The organism is Paraburkholderia phenazinium, from assembly GCF_900100735.1.
In the GTDB taxonomy this organism is placed as follows: Bacteria; Pseudomonadota; Gammaproteobacteria; order Burkholderiales; family Burkholderiaceae; genus Paraburkholderia; species Paraburkholderia phenazinia.
In genome coordinates this window covers 199,406-219,226 of record NZ_FNCJ01000015.1, presented here as the reverse complement: position 1 = coordinate 219,226, position 19,821 = coordinate 199,406, and the positions used below count along the sequence as shown (strand labels likewise).

General features: G+C 61.6%; 19 protein-coding genes, 1 rRNA gene and 1 riboswitch. Of the genes, 15 read left to right on the top strand and 5 right to left on the bottom strand.

What is annotated here, in order from left to right; all coding sequences use genetic code 11:
- Positions 1–206: 206 nt before the first annotated feature.
- The 9 genes from rrf to BLQ92_RS28405 all read left to right on the top strand — a co-directional run bounded on the left by rrf (position 207) and on the right by BLQ92_RS28405 (position 9,671).
- Positions 207–319, top strand: a 5S ribosomal RNA gene (rrf, locus tag BLQ92_RS28445).
- A 597-nt stretch (positions 320–916) separates the two neighbouring features.
- Entirely contained in the window at positions 917–2,464 is a 1,548-nt protein-coding gene (locus tag BLQ92_RS28440; protein WP_090689578.1) for a complex I subunit 4 family protein, read from the top strand.
- A 331-nt stretch (positions 2,465–2,795) separates the two neighbouring features.
- Complete coding sequence (gene cyoA, locus BLQ92_RS28435) at positions 2,796–3,689, top strand: ubiquinol oxidase subunit II (protein ID WP_090689576.1); 894 nt, start codon at positions 2,796–2,798, stop codon at positions 3,687–3,689.
- Between the two features lie 3 nt (positions 3,690–3,692).
- Positions 3,693–5,684, top strand: a complete 1,992-nt coding sequence (gene cyoB, locus BLQ92_RS28430) for a cytochrome o ubiquinol oxidase subunit I (protein WP_090689573.1) — start codon at positions 3,693–3,695, stop codon at positions 5,682–5,684.
- Positions 5,684–6,292 (top strand): cytochrome o ubiquinol oxidase subunit III, encoded by a 609-nt coding sequence (gene cyoC / locus BLQ92_RS28425; protein ID WP_090689570.1) that lies wholly within the window; start codon positions 5,684–5,686, stop codon positions 6,290–6,292. The genes cyoB and cyoC overlap by 1 nt, the downstream gene beginning before the upstream one ends.
- Positions 6,293–6,625: a cytochrome o ubiquinol oxidase subunit IV gene (gene cyoD, locus BLQ92_RS28420; RefSeq protein ID WP_090689567.1), complete on the top strand. Its 333-nt coding sequence runs from the start codon at positions 6,293–6,295 to the stop codon at positions 6,623–6,625.
- 352 nt (positions 6,626–6,977) lie between these two features.
- The gene (locus BLQ92_RS28415) at positions 6,978–8,264 is read left to right on the top strand and encodes a sugar efflux transporter (RefSeq protein ID WP_090689565.1); all 1,287 of its coding nucleotides are present in this window, start codon (positions 6,978–6,980) and stop codon (positions 8,262–8,264) included.
- Positions 8,265–8,275: 11 nt separating this feature from the next.
- Entirely contained in the window at positions 8,276–9,115 is an 840-nt protein-coding gene (locus tag BLQ92_RS28410) for an AraC family transcriptional regulator (protein WP_090689562.1), read from the top strand.
- Between the two features lie 145 nt (positions 9,116–9,260).
- Positions 9,261–9,671: a DUF2000 domain-containing protein gene (locus BLQ92_RS28405; RefSeq protein ID WP_090689559.1), complete on the top strand. Its 411-nt coding sequence runs from the start codon at positions 9,261–9,263 to the stop codon at positions 9,669–9,671.
- A 63-nt stretch (positions 9,672–9,734) separates the two neighbouring features.
- Here BLQ92_RS28405 and BLQ92_RS28400 read toward each other — a convergent pair whose 3' ends face one another.
- From BLQ92_RS28400 to BLQ92_RS28390, 3 genes are all read right to left on the bottom strand, one after another.
- Positions 9,735–10,358, bottom strand: a complete 624-nt coding sequence (locus tag BLQ92_RS28400; RefSeq protein ID WP_090689556.1) for an ABC transporter ATP-binding protein — start codon at positions 10,356–10,358, stop codon at positions 9,735–9,737.
- Between the two features lie 178 nt (positions 10,359–10,536).
- Complete coding sequence (locus tag BLQ92_RS28395) at positions 10,537–10,941, bottom strand: hypothetical protein (RefSeq protein ID WP_090689554.1); 405 nt, start codon at positions 10,939–10,941, stop codon at positions 10,537–10,539.
- Positions 10,942–10,950: 9 nt separating this feature from the next.
- Entirely contained in the window at positions 10,951–12,174 is a 1,224-nt protein-coding gene (locus BLQ92_RS28390; RefSeq protein ID WP_090689552.1) for an FAD-dependent oxidoreductase, read from the bottom strand.
- A 151-nt stretch (positions 12,175–12,325) separates the two neighbouring features.
- Here BLQ92_RS28390 and BLQ92_RS28385 point away from each other — a divergent pair, with 151 nt between their 5' ends.
- The 5 genes from BLQ92_RS28385 to BLQ92_RS28365 all read left to right on the top strand — a co-directional run bounded on the left by BLQ92_RS28385 (position 12,326) and on the right by BLQ92_RS28365 (position 16,856).
- Positions 12,326–13,120 (top strand): AraC family transcriptional regulator, encoded by a 795-nt coding sequence (locus BLQ92_RS28385; RefSeq protein WP_090689549.1) that lies wholly within the window; start codon positions 12,326–12,328, stop codon positions 13,118–13,120.
- Positions 13,121–13,170: 50 nt separating this feature from the next.
- Complete coding sequence (locus BLQ92_RS28380; RefSeq protein ID WP_090689546.1) at positions 13,171–13,494, top strand: hypothetical protein; 324 nt, start codon at positions 13,171–13,173, stop codon at positions 13,492–13,494.
- A gap of 56 nt (positions 13,495–13,550) precedes the next feature.
- A riboswitch (adenosylcobalamin (AdoCbl) riboswitch) is annotated at positions 13,551–13,701 on the top strand.
- Between the two features lie 244 nt (positions 13,702–13,945).
- Complete coding sequence (locus tag BLQ92_RS28375) at positions 13,946–14,746, top strand: ABC transporter ATP-binding protein (RefSeq protein WP_090689543.1); 801 nt, start codon at positions 13,946–13,948, stop codon at positions 14,744–14,746.
- Entirely contained in the window at positions 14,739–15,725 is a 987-nt protein-coding gene (locus BLQ92_RS28370; protein WP_244106454.1) for an ABC transporter substrate-binding protein, read from the top strand. The genes BLQ92_RS28375 and BLQ92_RS28370 overlap by 8 nt, the downstream gene beginning before the upstream one ends.
- A gap of 63 nt (positions 15,726–15,788) precedes the next feature.
- Positions 15,789–16,856 carry a FecCD family ABC transporter permease gene (locus BLQ92_RS28365; protein WP_425194964.1) on the top strand — a complete coding sequence of 356 codons (1,068 nt, stop codon included), beginning with the start codon at positions 15,789–15,791 and terminating at the stop codon, positions 16,854–16,856.
- Positions 16,857–17,153: 297 nt separating this feature from the next.
- Here the strand turns inward: BLQ92_RS28365 and BLQ92_RS28360 are convergent, their stop codons facing one another.
- The gene (locus BLQ92_RS28360) at positions 17,154–17,930 is read right to left on the bottom strand and encodes an SDR family NAD(P)-dependent oxidoreductase (protein WP_090689535.1); all 777 of its coding nucleotides are present in this window, start codon (positions 17,928–17,930) and stop codon (positions 17,154–17,156) included.
- Between the two features lie 224 nt (positions 17,931–18,154).
- Here BLQ92_RS28360 and BLQ92_RS28355 point away from each other — a divergent pair, with 224 nt between their 5' ends.
- On the top strand, positions 18,155–18,736 hold the full coding sequence (locus tag BLQ92_RS28355; protein ID WP_090689533.1) for a TetR/AcrR family transcriptional regulator: 582 nt from the start codon (positions 18,155–18,157) through the stop codon (positions 18,734–18,736).
- Between the two features lie 45 nt (positions 18,737–18,781).
- On the opposite strand, the gene BLQ92_RS28350 is transcribed toward BLQ92_RS28355, so the two are convergent.
- Positions 18,782–19,741, bottom strand: coding sequence for a GlxA family transcriptional regulator (locus tag BLQ92_RS28350; protein ID WP_090689622.1), 960 nt, complete (start codon positions 19,739–19,741; stop codon positions 18,782–18,784).
- Positions 19,742–19,821: the final 80 nt, after the last annotated feature.

Sequence of the window (19,821 nt, the reverse complement as noted above, 5' to 3'; positions counted from 1 at the left end):
AGTGAGTGCTTTAGCACTTACTCCGGGCCCATGCAAAGCTCTTACAGTGATCCCACCCCCGAAGGGGGGCAGGACACCACGCACAGGTTGAGTGATCAGTGTTGTGCCAGAAACAACACAACCCGCATCAAACGAGAGGCATCCTCTCAGCTACTTCTTCCAGATTGGCTGTGCCGCCCACAAAGGCGACACGGCAACAAGTCATGCCTGATGACCATAGCGAGTCGGTACCACCCCTTCCCATCCCGAACAGGACCGTGAAACGACTCCACGCCGATGATAGTGCGGATTCCCGTGTGAAAGTAGGTAATCGTCAGGCTCTCTAGCAAGACCAGAAACCCCGCCCAACAAAGGCGGGGTTTTTGCGTTTACGAAAACACCATCAATAGCAACCGTCCAAAATCTGGGTTCCGGAACCCAAGCGAAATGCGTCGGCACGAGCCGAGATTGAAGAATAGGTGAGAGAAGTGTTTTTGTAAGCTTTGTGAATGTCGATAGGTAATTAGCTTTCTATTTGTAAAGAAAAATTAGTCACATACACTGCTAGCTTTCAACTTCGTTAATCAATTCAAACTGCCTCTGCCGTGCACCAAAACAGGACGTTTTGCCGACAAAAACGTCTGAAATTTGTGCAGGTGCACATCTCGTCTCATGCGCGCAACACCTAAGTCTGCAATAGAGTCTATTGACTACTGCACTAATCGCTTCGCATGTGTTTGCGGCGCTGCAAAAATCTTAATTTCAGGTTATCCTCGTTAACCCTTGACGTATGTGCGTCATTGGGACGCGTTGACCTGGCCCCCGAATCGAGTGCTGCGCCTGTCGGGCGCAACCAGAATGTAATTTATATTTCAATGCTTTCAATGTGACGGCCTTGATCCGGACGTTTTTCCTGCTTTAGCCCTTTAAAGAACAAATGCAATCCGCACCGCTTCTAAGCCTTCTGATCTGGGTCCCCATCGTGGCGGGCATCATCGTTTTGCGAGTGGGTTCGGGTTCCCCCGGACGTGCCCGCTGGCTCGCACTCATTGGTGCGATCGCTGGCCTCTTGCCTGTGATCCCGCTGGTCATGGGTTTCCAGAACGGTCTGCCGTCGCTGCAGTTTGTCGAGAACGTCAAGTGGCTGCCTTCGTTCGATATTGCATGGCACCTCGGCGTGGATGGGATCTCGTTATGGCTGATCGCGCTGACAGCGCTGACAACGGTCATTATCGTGGTGGCGGGTTGGGAGTCGATTACGGAGCGCAGCGCACAGTATTTCGGCTCCTTCCTTATGTTGTCGGGCTTCATGCAAGGCGTCTTCAGTGCGCAGGACGGCATGCTGTTTTTCGTCTTCTTTGAAGCGACGCTGATTCCGCTGTACCTGCTGATCGGTACGTGGGGTAACGCGAACCGCCGACACGCGGCGGTCAAGTTCTTCTTCTTCTCGCTCATCGGCTCGTTGATGATGTTGCTCTCGATGCTGTATCTGTTTGCACAGACACACAGCTTCGACCTCGAGATCTGGCGCAATACGCAACTGGGCTTCGTGCCGCAGATGCTGATTTTCCTCGGCTTCCTCGCAGCCTTCTCGGTGAAGGTGCCAATGTGGCCGGTCCACACCTGGCTGCCTGACGTCCACCTCGACGGCCCGACGGGCGCCGCGGTGATGCTCGGTATGCTGAAGATCGGCGGCTATGGTCTGCTGCGCTTCGCATTGCCGATCACTCCGCAAGCGAGCCACTTCTTCGCGCCGGCCATGATCACGCTCTCGCTGGTCGCCGTGATCTACTCGAGCCTCCTCGCGCTCGTCCAAACCGATATTCGCCGGCTGCTCGCGTATTCGTCCGTGTCGCACATGGGCCTCGTCACGCTGGGCCTGTTCATCTTTAATCCGCTGGGCCAGGCAGGCGCGATCATGCAAATGATCTCGTACGGCATTGTCTCCGGCGCGATGCTGCTGTGCACGGGCATGCTCCACGACCGCACGCAAACTGGCTCGATCGACGCCTTCGGCGGTGTGGCCAACACCATGCCGAAGTTCGCGGTCTTCGTGATGCTGTTCTCGATGGCGAACGTCGGCCTGCCGGGCACGGCTGGCTTTGTCGGCGAGTTCATGGTGCTGATGGGTGCGGTCGGCTTTAACTTCTGGATCGGCGCACTCGCGGCGCTGACTTTGATCTTGAGCGCGGCCTACACGCTGTGGATGTACAAGCGCGTGATCTTCGGCGCCATTGCTAATGCCCGTGTTGCGAAACTGACCGACCTTGGCAAGCGCGAATTCGTGCTGCTGGGTGTGATGGCGGTGCTGGTGCTGGCGATTGGCGTGTATCCGAAGCCGTTCACGGATGCGATCACCCCGTCGTCGACAAGCCTGCTCGCACAGACCAATCGCTCGCCTCAACCGGTCGAGTCTGCGGCTGTCGAAAATGCGGAACGTTTGCAAGCCCGTGCTGCGGTAAACGCAACACACGCGCCGGGCTAATCGAAGGGAATGTTTAACAGCGTCGTGTCCGTCACAGCGGACACGGCGCGTTCGTTTTTGTTGTACCTAAGCGCGCGCAGCCGCCTGGATGTGCGGTCGTTACTGGCTCGCGGTTCATAGCGTTAGCAGTCGTTTTATCGCTTGATATAAGGCAAGCACCGGTCATGTGCGCAGCATTTGTGCGGCAACGTGTCGCACAAACGAGGCTCACAAAAGATCGTTGCAAAAAAAGTTCTTTATGTCGAGATAACGGGGCTTTACTATGCGACCGCTTACTAATGGAGAGCGGTCGGATGATGTTCACTAAAGTCGTAAAGAGCAGGCAATCGATATGAAAGAAAAGACTCTACGAGGGGCGATGAGTTCCGCCGCCATCGGGCTGGCAACTCTGCTCTCAGGTTGCAGCAACCTCGATCTGTTGAACCCCAAAGGCAGCGTGGGCGCGGCGGAGCGTGACCTTATCGCTACATCGACATGGGCCATGCTCATCGTCGTGATTCCGGTCATCGCGATGACGCTGCTGTTTGCATGGCGCTATCGCGCGTCCAACAAGAGCGCGGAATACCGTCCCAACTGGTCGCATTCCACGGGCATTGAGATCGCGATCTGGACCATTCCTACGCTGATCATTCTGTTCCTTGGCGTGCTCACCTGGAAGAGCACGCACGAGCTCGACCCGTACCGTCCGCTCGAATCGAGCGTCAAGCCAATCAACGTCGAAGTGGTTGCGCTCGACTGGAAGTGGCTCTTCATCTACCCGGATCTCGGCATCGCGTCGGTCAACCAGCTCGCGATTCCCGTTGGCACGCCGGTCAACTTCAATATCACGTCGGACTCGGTGATGAACTCGTTCTTCATCCCGCAGCTCGGCGGCCAGATCTACGCGATGGCAGGCATGCAGACGAAGCTGCACCTGATCGCTGACGAAGCCGGCGATTACGCAGGCGAGTCGGCTAACTTCAGCGGCAAGGGCTTCTCGGACATGAAGTTCCGCGCACTTGCCCAGTCGCCTGAAGAGTTCAACGCATGGGTCGCCAAGGTGCGCGCATCGTCGAACAGCCTCGACATGAACCGCTACAACGTCGTGTCGCAGCCGGGCGAAAAAGAGCCGGTCACCTACTTCTCGTCGGTCGATCCGAAGCTCTTCCACAACATCATCGCCCGATACAACAACGGCAACGTCCTGGATCTGCAGGACAACAGTAACTGCAAGGCCAAGGGGTAACGCATGTTCGGTAAATTAACCCTCGACTCGATTCCGTACCACGAGCCGATCATTATGTTCGCCGCGGCCCTGATGGGCATCGGCGCGGTTACGGTGCTCGGCGCCGTGACGTACTTCGGCAAGTGGCGCTACTTGTGGACCGAATGGCTCACCTCGGTTGACCACAAGCGTCTCGGTGTCATGTACATCGTGGTTGCGATGATCATGCTGCTGCGCGGCTTCGCCGACGCGATCATGATGCGTACGCAATTGGCGCTCGCGTATCACAACCCCGGCTACCTGCCGCCGCATCACTACGATCAGATCTTCTCCGCGCACGGCGTCATCATGATTTTCTTCATGGCGATGGTGTTCATGGTGGGCCTGATGAACCTGATCGTGCCGCTGCAGATCGGCGCACGCGACGTGGCATACCCGTTCCTGAATTCGCTGTCGTTCTGGATGACGGCAGTCAGCGCGATCCTGATTAACATCTCGCTCGTGATCGGTGAATTTGCGCAGACCGGCTGGCTGGCTTATCCGCCGCTCTCCGAGCTGAAGTTCAGTCCGGGTGTGGGAGTAGATTACTACATCTGGAGTTTGCAGCTCTCGGGTATCGGGACCTTGCTGACCGGGATCAACTTCTTTGTCACGATCGTCAAGATGCGCGCGCCTGGCATGACGTTCATGAAGATGCCGGTGTTCACCTGGACGGCACTGTGCACGAACGTGCTGATCATGGCTGCGTTCCCGATTCTGACGGTCACCCTGGCGCTGCTCGGCCTCGACCGCTACCTCGGCATGCACTTCTTCACGAATGAAGGCGGCGGCAACGCCATGCTGTACCTGAACCTGATCTGGGCGTGGGGCCATCCGGAGGTGTACATCCTGATCCTGCCGGCGTTCGGTATCTTCTCGGAAGTCATCGCGACGTATGCGAAGAAGCCGTTGTTCGGCTACAAGACCATGGTCTATGCGACCTGCGGGATCATGGTGCTGTCGTTCCTCGTGTGGCTGCACCACTTCTTTACGATGGGTTCGGGTGCGGACGTGAATGCCTTCTTCGGCATCGCGACCATGATCATTGCGATTCCGACCGGCGTGAAGGTCTTCAACTGGCTGTTCACGATCTACAAGGGCCGCCTCGAATTCACGACGCCGGTGCTATGGACGCTCGGCTTCATGGTCACTTTCACGATCGGCGGCATGACCGGCGTGATGATGGCGATTCCGGGCGCGGACTTCGTGCTGCACAACAGCCTGTTCCTGATTGCTCACTTCCACAACGTGATCATCGGTGGCGTGCTGTTCGGTTATCTGGCTGGTTTCAACTACTGGTTCCCGAAGGCGTTTGGTTTCAAGCTGAACGAAAAGCTCGGCAAGGCCTCGTTCTGGTTCTGGCAAGTCGGCTTCTGGGTCGCCTTCACACCGCTTTACGTGCTTGGTTTCATGGGCATGACGCGTCGTCTGAATCACTACGACAACCCGCAATGGCATCCGTGGCTGCTGGCGGCTGAAGTGGGTGCTGTGCTGGTCGCGATCGGTATTGCGTGCCAACTGCTGCAGATCTTCGTGAGCATTCGCGACCGCAACCTGCCGGAAAACCGCGACGTCTCGGGCGATCCGTGGGATGGCCGTACGCTGGAATGGTCGACGACCTCGCCGCCGCCGGTCTACAACTTCGCGATCGTGCCGACGGTGCACGAGCTGGATGCGTTCACCGACATGAAGCAGCGTGCGAAGACTGAGAAGACCAAGCCGGTGTACCGCGACATTCACATGCCGTCGAACACGAGCGCTGGTTTCTTTATCGCCGCGTTCAGCCTGGTGCTCGGCTTCGCAGCAATCTGGCACATCTGGTGGCTGGCGATCGTCGGGATCGTCGGGGCGATTGGTACGGTTATCGTCCATAGCTTCAGCGACGACCACGGTTATTACATTCCGGCCGATACGGTTCGCCAGATCGAAGAAGGACGTAGCGCTGGTAAGGCGCTTGAATTGGCAGAGGTGGATTAATGTCACAGACGACTACTTTAGGGCACGACGTCCATCACGACGCGGACCACGTGCCGTCGCAATCGGTGTTCGGTTTCTGGCTGTACCTGATGACCGACTGCATCATCTTTGCTTCGCTGTTTGCGGTTTTCGCAGTGATGAGCCACCAGTTCGCCGGTGGCCCGACCGCCAAGGACCTGTTTGAGATTCCAGGCGTTGCGCTGGAAACAGCCGCGCTGCTGTTGAGCTCGATCACCTACGGCTTCGCCATGATCGGCGCGCACAAGGGTAAGAAGGGCATGTTGCTCGGCTGGCTCGCAGTGACGTTCCTGCTCGGCGTGTCGTTCCTCGTGCTCGAACTGCGCGAATTCGCGCACCTGATCGCGGTAGGCGCCGGTCCGGACCGCAGCGCGTTCTGGTCGTCGTTCTTCACGCTGGTCGGCACACACGGTTTGCACGTGACGTTCGGCCTGCTGTGGATGATCGTCCTGAGTGTTCAGGTGATCCGCAGTCCTAAGCTGACCGAGCGCGAACTGACGCGCCTGACGTGCCTGAGCCTCTTCTGGCACTTCTTGGACATCGTCTGGATCGGTGTCTTTACCTTTGTCTACCTTACGAGTGTGATTTAAATGGATCATAGCCATACCGCTCACTCGGGTGAGAGCCATGGCAGCTTTGGCAGCTACACGGCCGGCTTCATCCTGTCCGTCCTGCTGACTGCTGCGGCGTTCGGCATCATCATGACCGGTTCGCTGACCGGCAATAGCGCGCTGCTGGCGATTGCCGGACTGGCGTTCGTGCAGATCATCGTGCACCTGGTGTTCTTCCTGCATATGAACACTTCGTCGGCACAGCGTTGGAATGTCATGGCGTTCGGCTTTACCGTGCTGACCGCCGTGATTCTGATTGTCGGTTCGTTGTGGATCATGCATAACGTCAGCATGAACATGATGTCCCGCTAAGCGCGTCACGCGCCTGGTGCAAAGAGCGGCCCCTCCCCGGAGGGGCCGTTTTGCGTTCTGGGCTCGGACAAGCGCTCGATCCCGACTTGCCTCTAGTGGCTTTCGTTAGAGCGCCGGGCAGAGCCGCGAACTCGCACATGCGACGTAACAGCGTGAATCCGCGTGCGTTGGCGCCGCTGACCGATTCGCTAACGCGTTTCAGCAAGCTTTGGCATACTGCCGGTTCACCCGTGCGTTGTACCGGCCGACTTTTGGGGATATCGGTGCGCGCTCCCTTGCCGTTAGCCAACTGCGTGCGCTGAGCGGATTCTCGCGCGACGATGTATGCAGTCAGCATTACTTCGCGTCATCGATGAACTACTCCCGGCTCGTCAGTCTCACGCGCATCCCTTCGTTCATGTCACTGGCGGGCGCGACCCTGATGCTCGGGGTCGCCATGTCGTTTACGGCCCCCTATCTGTCTCTATTCGGCGTCGAGCGCGCCGGGATGACGCCGCTAAAGCTAGGGCTTTTCATGACGCTGATTGCCGCGAGCGGGGTGGCGGCGAGCGCCTGGGCCGGCAAGTGGTCCGATCGCAACGGCCATCACCGCACGCTGTTGCTAGCGGCGCTGGGTGCAGCGACACTCGGTTTCCTGTTGCTGTGTTTCGTGCGCGATTACCGGGCTCTCCTAATAATTGGGATTGCGTTTCTCGGCGCGGGCGGTTCTGCGCTCTCACTGGTGTTCTCGTTCGGCCGCGCCGCGTTGCCCGTCACGAACGAAGCGGAGCGGACCTTTGCCACGGCGACACTGCGAACCGTGTTGTCGGTCGCATGGGTATTCGGGCCCTCGGTGGGGGCGCTGGTTCTGGCCGGCACCGGCTTCTATGGGCTGTTTCTGTTTGCGGCGGCGTGCTTCGCCGCCTGCGGCGCGATCATTTGGCGCATGCACGAGGCGCCGGGGGGAGACTTGCACAGCGCGCCGGATCATGTCGCCGGCGACCCGGCATCCTCGCTCGAAGTCACGACGGTCGAACCGGAAGTGCCGGTCGAGCCGGACTTTGTGCATCCGGTGGCGCCGTCGCGTGTGATCTGGCGCTCGGTGCTGGCGCTGACGCTGATCGGCCTCGCCGCCAACGCGACCATGATCGTGCTGCCGCTCTATGTGGTTCATGGGCTGCACGGCACCCGCATCGACGTGTCGATCATGCTCGGTCTAGGCGCCTTCCTCGAAATTCCGATGATGCTCGCGCTGGGCGCCCGTGGCGCGAGCTTGAACAAGCTGCGCTGGCTGGCCGCGTGCGCGGGTGTCCATATGCTGTATTTCATCTGCGTGGCGGCGGCCAGTTCGATCTCGTTCCTGATCCCGATGCAGGCGCTCAATGCGTTCGTGGTGGCCGTGACCTCGTGCCTGGGCATGACCTACGTGCAGGATCTGATGCCGCGCTCGCCCGGCGCGGCGACGGCGCTGTTCTTCAATTCGGCTCGCGTCGGCTCGATCCTCTCCGGCGTGCTGTCCGGCTTGCTGGTCGCTGGGGTGGGTTACCGGGGCACCTTCCTGTTTTGCGGCTGCCTGGCTTTGGGGGCGCTGATCCTGTTTGCCGATCCGCCGTGGCGCCGGATGGCGCGTTACGTACAGGACAGGTGGGCCACCCGATAGGAGGCGAGGCCATGAAGGGCGCACACAACTGGGTCGACCTACGTCAGCACGCCAGCACCGGAATAGAAACGCTACGTGCGCATTTCGAAGGCCATGCCTACGATCCACATTGGCATGACGCGTATCTTCTCGGCTTTACCGAGCAAGGCGTGCAACAGTTCGAATGCCGCCGCGCGCGTCTCCATAGCACACCGGGCCATGTGTTCATGCTGGAGCCTGGCGATATCCACGACGGCCACGCTCCGGCGCAGGGCGGCTTCACTTACTCGATGCTTTACCTTAAGCCGGATTGGCTCATGCGCGAACTGAGAGCCTGGTCCGATGAGGTGCCGGTCACGGGCCAGCCGCAGTTCCCCGCCACCCTGATCGACGATATTGCATTCGCTACGGCGATTGCAAGGTTGTTTCGCGTGTTGCGCAGCGAAGAGACCCGGTTCGCGCGCCAGGCCGCCACCGACAGCTTGCTCGACAGCCTGACCCGCCATCTCGACTGGCGTTTGCATCATCAGCGCGATCCCCGCTTGCCCGAGGTCGCACAACGCGCGCGCGAATGCCTGCACGCACATTTGCACGACGATATTGGACTCGATGAGTTGGCAATGGCCTGCGGAGTCGACCGCTTCCGCCTGACGCGTGCTTTCAAGGCGAGCTTCGGGCTTGCGCCGCACGCCTACCTGATTCAGTTGAGGCTCGCCAAAGCGCGCCAATGGTTGGCCCGAGGCGTGGCGCCGGCCGAGGTTGCGCATGCGCTGTGTTTTGCTGATCAGAGCCATCTCGGCCGCTGGTTCCGGCGCGCTTACGGGCTGACGCCGGCTCACTACAGTAAGCGCTGCACAAACGTTCCAGACTGAGCGCCAAACTACGATTAGTCTTTCCACGAAGCGGTCCGATGGGACCGTTGGGGTCCTGCGTAGCGGGGGTATCGCGCCGCGTCAGCCACACGGCCGCCTTGGCCCGCAGGATGCATCCACGTGAATTGGCAAAAGGATGGAAGGGATGGAGTTCGATACAAAAGTCGCGCTGGTGGTTCGCGATGACCTCGCGTCGTGGCAGAAACTCAATGTCACCGCGTTTCTGGCAACCGGGATCGCGGCGACCGCCCCCGAGGCGATTGGAAAGCCCTACGCGGACGCGAACGGCAGGCAATATGCTGCGTTGCTCGGGCAGCCCATCATGATCTACGGCGGTGACGCAGCCGGATTACTGAGGGCATTTCAACAGGGCCAGCAACGGGAGTTGACGCTCGCGGTGTACGTGAAAGCGATGTTTTCCACAGGCAATGACGACGACAACCGGGCGGCGTTCCATGCCGAGCCCGCAGACCGGCCCGACGTGGTGGGGATCGCGCTGCGCGGGCCTAGAAAGATGGTCGATAAGGCCGTCAAGGGCCTGTCGTTGCATCCGTGACGCGGCGCGGATACCTTGGGCCGCCGCGGCTAGAAGGGGGATGCGTTGCGTCCGGCCCGCCGCTCAGCCGCGCGCAGCGAGATCCGCGAAACTGATTGCTTGCGCCTCGCAGGCGCTCGTCAGTGCCGCGTCGTAGCTCGTGAAGAACACCACGCGGTCTCGCCCCAGCTCCTTGAACAGGTCGACCAGGACGGCGCGCGCGGCGGCATCGAGTCCGCCGCTTGGCTCATCCGCAATGACGACGGCAACCCGGCCGAGCGTCGCCGCAGTCAGGCAGATTTTCTTGCGCGTGCCGAACGACATTTGCTCGAAGCGCTTCTCCAGATGCGGTGTCAGGCCAAAGCGGTCGGCCAGTTCGAGCGTGCGCTTGTCGAGCGCCGTGTTCCGCTGCGCGGCGACGGCTTCGAGAAACGCGCGCCCGGTCTGCAGCGAAGACGCGAGGCAGTCCTCAGGCACATACGCGAGTGCGGACCTCGCCGCGAGCGGGGCCGTGCGCAGCGAATGTCCATCGAGCCAGGCCTCGCCGGCGTCGGGCTCGATTTCCCCGGCGAGGATGCCAAGCAGGGTCGATTTGCCGCTGCCGGATTCATCGTTCAGTGCAATACACCCTGCGTCCACGCTATAACGCAGTCCCTGAAAGAGAGTGTGCTCGCCGTAGCGTTTGCACAGATTCTCGAATCGAAGCATGAATGATCCAGATTGTCAGACGAAGAAGAGGGGCCGTAAGGCGGCGAGTCCAGTCGACGCCGCCACGCGGCTACCCGCTTCGGTCAAATCTGAACGTCCCGCAGCGCGACGATATCGTGCGGAACTTGCGGCGTAAAGCGCTGTTTCGCTCGCTCGGTCCCTCCCGGCCCGTTCCGGATTAACGCGCCGGTTCGCCGAGCAGGCCATACGCCATCGAACGCGCATCTTCCGCGGACGCCGCGACATCCATCGTGACGCCGAAGGCTCGCGCGGCCAGGGCGGACTGCACTTTCAATGCACTCCGTTTAATGGCATCCGGTTCGATCGCCAGCACCGCTTTGCACTGTTCCGCGAGGACAAGCTTGTTGCGCTTGAGCCAGATGCCTCGCATCTTGCGATCCTCGTGCATCTCGTCGGGCTGGTCTTCCTCGAAAATGATCACGAACGGCTCGGCGCGCGCCGTCAGCGCATCCATTTCGCGCTCCCACTGCACGGCATAGCCCGGCGTGATCGCGGCGCGGCGCGACCAGACGATCGGGAAGTTTTCGATATCATGCACGATAAAGCGGACGATTGATTCCATAGCTCTCCTTTACGCTTCGCTAGTATTGACGGCAGCGAACAAACGGCGTGCACCGTCTTCGGAAGCCGTGATTGCGGCCTGCGCCCACTCGCGCATCGCGGCCTCATAGGCGGATACGGCGGATACGGCGTTCCCCAGCTCGCTTGGCACTGAGATCGCTTCGGCGAGCGCCGCGGCATCGCGCAACGCGGTGTTAGCGCCGACCCCGCCAGCCGGGCTCATCGCATGAATCGCGTCGCCGAGCAGCGTCACCGGACCTGGGCGCCACGTTGCGATCGTTGGTGCTGCGCTGCGAACCGGCAGCATTGCGAGCGTGTCGGTGTCGCTGTGGGCGAACAGCGTGCGCAGTTGCGGATGCCAGCAGCGCACGAGACTCGCGATGAGCGCCGTCAGGCGCGCCGGGGCGGCCGACTCGGCCGCGCCGACGCCTAGCGTGGCGCGCGGCCCGATGAAGGCCCAGTACACGTAGTCATCCACCGCACTGAGCCGGCATTCCGGGGCGATCCTTGCCGCGATGACGGGCAGCGGAGCCGAGAACTGCATGGCATCCAGGATCGCCGCGAAACCGTCGGCGAAGATCACAGATGTGCCCTTGCTCAAGGCGGCGCCGATGATGGTCCGCAGCGCCGGGGTCACGACCGACTTGCCGTACAGGCAGACCGCACCGGTGTCGACAGGCCGCGCCGAGGGCACGAGCTGGCCGCGTACCACGGAGTTCACACCGTCGGCGCCGACCAGCAGTGTCGACGTCACCTCTGCGCCGTCTTCGAAGCGGATGCGTACCTCGTCGTCTGCGGTGGCGTCGAAGCGCTGAAATGTCTTGCCGAAATGCACCCGGTCCGCGATTCCCGACAGCAGGATTTCGCGCAAGCTCTGCCGGTTTGCGCTGAGGTCGGGAAGCTCAGCCTGAGGCTCGCCGGCCGCATCCGGTACCGGTACGCGCCAGGTTCTCGCCGGCCGCCCCTCGATCGGCTCCATGCAGGGGTTCAGGAACCGGACGCTAGTCGAGACGCTGCAGCTTTGCCGGAACAGTTCGTAGTGATGCGCCGGCAAGCACTGTGCAAGGGCGCGCTGCCCATCGGCGTCGATCCTGATCCGATATCCCTGGCTGCGGCTGGCGGGCCCAGGGTCCCGCTCATAGACATTGAAGGCGATCCCCGCCCGCTTGAGACCTTGTGCCAGGCACAAGCCGCCCAGGCCCGCGCCGATGATCGAAACATGCCGCTGTTGCATCCGTTCTCCCGTTGCGGCAGGAGCGGCCATTCCCCTCCTGCCCATACTGTCAAGGCTAACGGCCTACCGCGTTAGCCCGATAATGACAGTCGGACGATAAACAATGAAATTCGGCCAAAGTTGGCCCGGTTCGACTTGGAGGGGCAAGTGCATGACAGATCTAAGCGATCGGCCAGACGGCCCCGCGTTGTACGCGTTCTGGGGCACCGACGCACCTGAAAACGAATTCCGTCTGGGCACGCGGGAATACGATTGGCATCGCCACGTACGCGGCCAGCTCTTCTGCATTGAAAGCGGCCTCGTGCAGGTTCGCACGGCGCGCGGCTCGTGGCTGTTGCCGCCGCATCGCGCCGGCTGGATTCCGGCGGGTGTCGATCATCAGGCGAGCGTGAGCGGTGCGCTGAGCGGGTGGGGGGTGATGCTACGGCCGGATGTGCTTCATGGCCTGCCCAGCGATCCCTGTGTAATGGGTGTGAGCGAGATGCTGCGCGCCCTCGTGCGGCGCGCCGCGAGCTGGACCGCAGAGGCGGACCTGCAACCCGAGCAGGAGCGCATCGTTGGGGTGCTGCTCGACGAAATCCGTCTCGCCCGCCGTGAAGCGCTGCATTTGCCGTTGCCTGCCGAGCGCCGTCTATTGACGATCGCGAACCTGCTGATTGAGCATCCGGAAGACGAACGGACCTTCGACGAGCTCGCGGCGTGGGCCGGTCTCTCTGCACGCACGGCGCGCCGCCACTTCGCTGCGCAGACGGGGATGAGTTTCGTGCAGTGGCGTCAGCAGGCGCGCCTCGCGCTTGCGCTCGAGCAGCTCGCAAACGGCGAAGCGGTGGCGTGTGTGGCGGATGCGCTGGGCTACGCCACGCCGAGCAATTTCATCGCAATGTTTCGCAAGGCGTTCGGCGAATCGCCGGCGCGCTATTTCTCGAAGCGTCGTCATACGGATTAGAGTGCGCGAAGTCGGCAGCACATTGGTATGTATTCCAGAGGAATGAGGCTATGGATAAACTCGTCACTTACGTCAGCGCGATCCACGGGCACGTGAGTCCCGTCGCTATCCTGAAGCAAACGGTGCAGCGCGATAGCTGGTCGGATCAGGGGTTCGACGTGCAGAAAGAAGAAACGCGCTATACGTTCGACAACGGCGTGGTGATTCGTCGCGTGGTCGAGCAAGATCAGTTTCCGACTGAACTGGTATGCGCCGAGTGCTGGATCAGCTATGAAGTGATCGAGCAGCCCAGCGGGTCGCGCGTGAGCCCGGCCAAAAAGAATTTCGACAATGCCTGCCGCGAAGCCTTCTGGCTGAAGTACTACGCCGCTTAACACGCGATGTGCGTTCGCCGCCTGCATCAGAATAAATTCAGCGGGTACCGATTCGCACGTAAAATACCACCCGTACGACTCGTGGAAGCTGGTGCAAATCCAGCGCGGTCGCGCCACTGTGACCGGTTTCAAGCGAAACCGGAAGTCAGACCTCGGCGTCGTATCCCTCTTCTCGACTTCGGGGCGCGCTATCCCCAGGAGATGTTCGTATGACCCATGCTTCGCGCGCTCCTGGCTGCCAGCCGGACCGTTCGCTCCTTGCTCGTCCGCGTCCGTACAACACGTGGATGACCGGCGTGCCCGCCTGTCATCAGGCTCGCAGGTGAGCACTACACCACACCATTGATTTCCGCTGCCCGCGGCTAAAGCCCCGGGCCTGCAGCCTGTTGCGCGGCTATTTGTGCGCGCGTTCGTTCGTCCTGCGAGGCTGGCTTCCATGAAAGAGGCATGCATGTCGTCATTGCTCGTATCCGAAATCGACTGGTCGCCCGTCGCGAACGGCGAGCGCGCGTCCAGGATTCTTCGGGCGGTCAGTCTGGCGGCGAAGCCGGGCGAGTTCGTCGGCCTGGTCGGACCGAACGGCAGCGGCAAGACCAGCCTGTTGCGGTGTGCATTTCGCTTCAACACGCCACTCGCTGGGACCATCGAGATCGACGGCGAAGATGTCTGGAAGAAATCGGCGAAGTGGCAGTCCCAGCGCGCCGCAGTCGTCCTGCAGGAGTTTCCGGAAGATTTCGGACTGACCGTGCTCGATGTCGTCTATATGGGACGCACGCCGCACAAGACGCTCTTTAGCAGCGATACGCCTGACGACGCAGGTATTGTCGACGCCGCGCTCGAGAAGGTCGGCATGTCGGCTTACCACGAGCGGAATTTCTACACCCTCTCGGGCGGCGAAAAGCAACGCGTCTTGCTGGCGCGGGCGCTTGCCCAACAGCCGACCTTGCTGATTCTCGATGAGCCCACCAATCACCTCGATCTTCAGCATCAGATCGAATTGCTCGCCCTCGTGCGCCGTATGGGCATCACCACGCTGGCGACGATCCACGATCTGAACCTGGCCGCGGCCTATTGCGACCGTCTGTACGTCATCCACCACGGCGAGATCGTCGCGCATGGCACGCCTCATGAAGTGCTCACCGAGCAGTTGCTCGCCGACGTATTCGGCGTGGCGGCGATCGTCGATGCGCACCCAGTGTCCCGCTATCCCCGCATTACTCTACTCACTCATGGAGAACACTCCCGTGCTTAAGCACTCCTTGGCCCGCCGCGTGAGCGGAGCGCTGGCCGCCGGCCTGCTGGCCGCCGCAATCATGTCGAACGCTTCGGCGACCACCTACCCGGTCACGATCCGCAGTTGCAACCGCGACGTCACGTTTGCAGGGCCGCCGCAACGGGCCATCAGCAATGACGTGAACCTGACCGGCATGATGATCGCGCTCGGCCTGAAAAATCGTATGGTCGGATACACCGGCGTGAGCGGCTGGAACACCGGCACCGCGGAACTGAAGGAATCGCTCGGCACGCTGCCTGAGCTGTCGAAGGCGTATCCGTCGGTCGAAACGCTGGTCGGCGCGAACGCCGATTTCTATTTCGCCGGCTGGAATTACGGCATGAAAGTGGGCGGCGAGGTCACGCCTGCCACGCTGGCGCCGCTCGGTATTCAGGTTTATGAGCTGACCGAATCGTGTGCGCACGTGATGAAGCGCCCACCGGCCTCGCTCGACGATGTGTATCGCGACCTCGTCAATCTCGGCAAGATCTTCAATGTCGAGAGTCGCTCCGATGCGCTCATCAAGGACATGCAGACCAGGATTCAGGCCGTCTCCGCGAAGGCGGCCAAAGACGGCAAGCCGGTTAGCGTGTTCGTCTACGACAGCGGTGAGGACCGTCCGTTTACCGCAGGCCGGGAAGCGATTCCAACCGCATTGATCGCCGCCGCTGGCGGGCGCAACGTAATGGACGATCTCGACGATAGCTGGACCCGCGTGAACTGGGAAACGGTGGTGGCGCGCAATCCGCAAGCGATTGTGATCGTCGACTACGGCAGCGTCACCGCGGCGCAAAAGGAAGCATTCCTGCGTAACAACCCGGCTCTGAACCAGATAGACGCCGTGAAGAACAACCGCTTCATCGTCCTGCCTTACGACGACGCGACCCCAGGTGTCGCCAATGTGCGCGCGATCGGCACGCTGGCGAAAGGACTGCATCCGGCGGCGTTCCAGCCATGACAGCCCGGCATTGCGCCATCCCTCCCACGCTACACACGGGTCCTCATGCGACGCCATGACAGCCTGAGCGGCACGCCGGCGACCCGGGCATGGTTTGCCTCGGGCGAGCGGGCTTACGGCTCCAGCTTGCTGCTGATCTGTCTGCTGGCGCTGCTGGCGTTGTCCGTGCCCATGGCAATCGGCATCGGCCCGGTGCAGATTGCGCCGGCAGTGACATGGAAGGTTCTGTCCAGCCACGCGCTGCGCTTGCTGGCCGGACGCGAGAGCACGGGGGCATGGTCGAGCGGACAGGACACGATCGTCTGGCTGATCCGCTTCCCACGCGTGATTCTCGGCGGCCTGGTCGGGGCCGGACTCGCGCTGGTCGGCGCGGTCTTGCAGGCCGTCACCCGCAATTCGCTGGCCGATCCGCATCTGCTCGGCGTGACTTCGGGCGCGACGCTCGGCGCCGTGACGGTCATTCTGTATCTAGGCGAAACGATCGGCATTGCCACGCTGCCGATCGCGGCTTTCATCGGCGCCTTGCTGGCCATGTTCATTGTCATGGCGGTGGCGATGCGCCATGGACGGCTGAATTCGGACCGCTTGCTGCTGTCCGGTGTCGCAGTGTCGTTCTTCGTGATGGCGATGGCGAACCTGTTGCTGTTTCTGGGCGATCACCGCGCCACGTCCTCGGTGCTGTTCTGGATGCTGGGCGGTCTCGGTCTCGCACGCTGGAGCCTGCTGGCGATTCCCGCAGTTGTCCTCGCTGCCGGCTTCGTGTTCCTGACGGCGACGGCGCGTTCATTGAACGCCGTGATCGCGGGCGACCAGACCGCCGCGACCCTTGGCATCAACGTATCGGCATTGCGGATTCAGGTGTTCGTAGTGGCTTCGCTGATGACAGGGGTGATGGTCGCGATGAGCGGTTCCATCGGCTTTGTCGGCTTGATGATTCCGCATATCGCGCGCCGCTTTGTCGGTGCCGATCATCGCTGGCTGCTGCCGGTTACGGCGCTCCTGGGTGCGATCTTCCTGATCTGGGTCGACGTCGCCGCACGCACGGTGATCGCGCCGGAGGACTTGCCGATCGGCGTCGCGACGGCCGCAATCGGCGGGGTCTTTTTTATCTGGCTCATGAAGCGGCGCTAAGTGGCGCATGCCTGAATCAACGGGCAGTACCAGATCGCCCCGGCGTTCCTCGTTGGGCTGGCCTACGCCTATACGGACGGCAAGAGCAACCTCTCGAGCGGAACGCGGCGGTCGAGGTTCCATGAGGCGACGCTCGACGAGGCCTCCTCGACGAACAACCAGGTGCTGATTGTCACGGGCATCAAGCATAGCTTCTAAGCACGCGGGGCCGTCTGCGCCCGCCGCGCGACGCTCGCCATCGAGCGCATGCGGCGGGCGAAGCCCAACATAGAAAGATTAGGCTTCCTATCCGGCGTGTTATGCCTGACCCAAAGCCTGCGAGCCCCACGGCGCACCGGTTGTACCACCGTCCACGACAATTTCCGCAGCCGTAATCCCCGCAGCATCGTCGGAGGCGAGGAAGAGCGCAGCCGCAGCGACTTCTTCCGGCGTCGCGAGACGGCCCAACGGAATACGTGGTGCGAGCGCTGCTTCGGTCCCGTCGAGGGTCGCACCGGCTCGCGCGCCGCGGGTCCAGATCGGCGTGCGCGTGCCGCCGGGGATCACCGTGTTCACGCGGATGCCGCGCGTCACCAGTTCGGCTGCAAACACCTTCGCCATCCCTGTGATGCCCGCCTTGGTCGCGGAGTATGCCGCCGAACCCGGCGAGCCGAGTTCGCGCATCACCGAGCCGTTCAGAATGATCGAGCTGCCGGCGCCCATCAACGGCAAAGCCGCCTGGACCGTGAGGAAGACCGCGGTGAGGTTGGTGCGCAGAACGGCTTCGAAAGCGGCAGCGGTTGTGCCGCCGAGCGGTGTCGGACCGGAGATGCCGGCATTGGCGAAGACGATGTCGAGCGAGCCGTAGGTGTCTTTGATCTGTTGAATCATCGCGTCGATTGCGCTGGGATCGTCGAGATCGGCCTGTATGCCGAGCGCATTGGGCCCGAGCTCCGACACCGCGCTGTCGAGTTTGGCGCGATCGCGCCCCGTGATGGCCACCCGAGCGCCTTCGGCGACCAACCGCTTTGCCGCCGCAAAACCAATCCCGCTATTGCCGCCCGTGACGAGCGCTGTTTTCCCTGTAAAACGCATCTTCCTTCTCCTGTGTAGGCGCGGCGAGAGCGTGGCCGATGCCACGGAGGCTCGCGTCGCGAGAGCCTGAAACCTGCTGCGCGGCGCCGGACGGCAGCCGCAATCGAAACATCACGAGCATCGTCAACATCTGAAATCTGCATGTTGATCGTCATGCACAATTTCAGTATTATCCTCATCATGCAGATTGTCAAGCGTCACACGTGGACGGAAGGGAAGAAAAAATGGGCTATTCGCAGGCACAAAAGGCTGAGAGCCGGCAACGCGTTCTGGAGAACGCGTCGCGGCAGATTCGCGAGCACGGCATCGAAGCGCTCGGCGTGGCTGACTGCATGCGTAGCGCCGGGCTCACGCACGGTGCGTTCTATGGGCATTTTTCGTCGCGCGATGCGTTGATTGTGGAAGCGCTCGAGTACGCGCTGACACAGAGCGAGGAGCGCATGGCGGCGCGCGCCATCGATGCCGGCAAGCGTGCGGATACGCCGCTGCAGTCGATTGCCGAGGCTTTTCTCAATGAGCAGCACCTCGACAATCCGGGCAACGGCTGTGCACTGTGCGCGCTGGCCGGCGAAGCGCGGCACGCCAGCGCCGATGTGCGGGCGCTGTTGACGAAGTATTTGCGCGAACTGACGTCGCTGGTTGCCCAGGCCGCCTCCTGCGAAGATGAAAAATCCGCGCTGGGCATCGTCGCGACGATTGTCGGCGCGATTACGCTGGCGCGAGCCGTGGACGATGACGAACTGGCGCGCTCGATTCTTTCTTCATCGCTCGCACTGGTGATGACGCAGGATAGGGTGACGCAGTAAGTCCGGGAGTCCGAGGCTGACGCGCCTCGCCACTCGCTTACACGCTTACGCGCTTCGGATCTCGCGTATGCCTTTGCCTAAACGGCGGCGCAGCAGCGTACGCAACGTCACGCCGTCCGCATAGCCCACCAGGTTGGCAATCCTGTCGACGCTATTGCTGCTGGTCTTCAGCAGATGCACGGCCTGCTCGATGCGCAGGTCCTGAACATAGGTCACGGGCGTCTTGCCCAATACCTCATGAATGCGCCGCGCCAGTGTCCGCTTACTGGTCGCCAGTGCACTTGCGGCAAGCTCCAGATTGAAACCCTCGGTCATGTGCTGGCGCGCCCAGCGATCGAAGCGTTCGACCAGCGGATCGGAATGCGCGAGATGATCCGAGATGATGTAGACCGATTGCGACGGCCGCGAATCCACCACCAGGTAGCGGGCAACCAGCGCGGCCAGTTCCGGACTGCTCTGGCGAATCAGCCAGAGCGTCATGTCAATATGGCTGAGCGCTGCGCCTGCGGTGACGAAGGGGCCAGCGTTGACGATCATATGGCTCGTGTCGAGACGTACGGCGGGGTAGCGCTGCCGGAACAGCGGCGCGAGCCACCACGTGGTGGTGGCATCGTGCTGATCCAGCAGGCCGCTCTCGGCGAGTACGAAGGTGCCGATGCACGCCGCGGCGATGCGTACGCCAGCCGCTGCCCAAGCGCGCAGCGCCTCGCAGGCTTCGACGACATCTGCGCGCGCCAAGGCCTCCTGTAAAGCCTCGGGCATCTTGTAACCGAGTGCGGGCACGATCACCAGATCAGGCTGCGGGCACTCTGCTAGCGGCAGCACGGGCACGCTCAGACGCTGCGAACTCTTTACCCTGCGCCGCGTGCTGGCTACGGACACGGTGAATGGCGGATTCGACCAGCCGTGCATGGCCGCCAGCTCGTTGGCCGTACTCAATGCATCGAGCACGATGGCGAGCCCCGTATCGAAGACTCCCTCCAGCGCGAGGACCGTGATGTTCATGGCGTGATCGATACCAAAGATGTCAATCGTGCCAGCATCCCAGATGCCGTCCACGCTGTAAAGTGGCTTCTGTCGCAAAC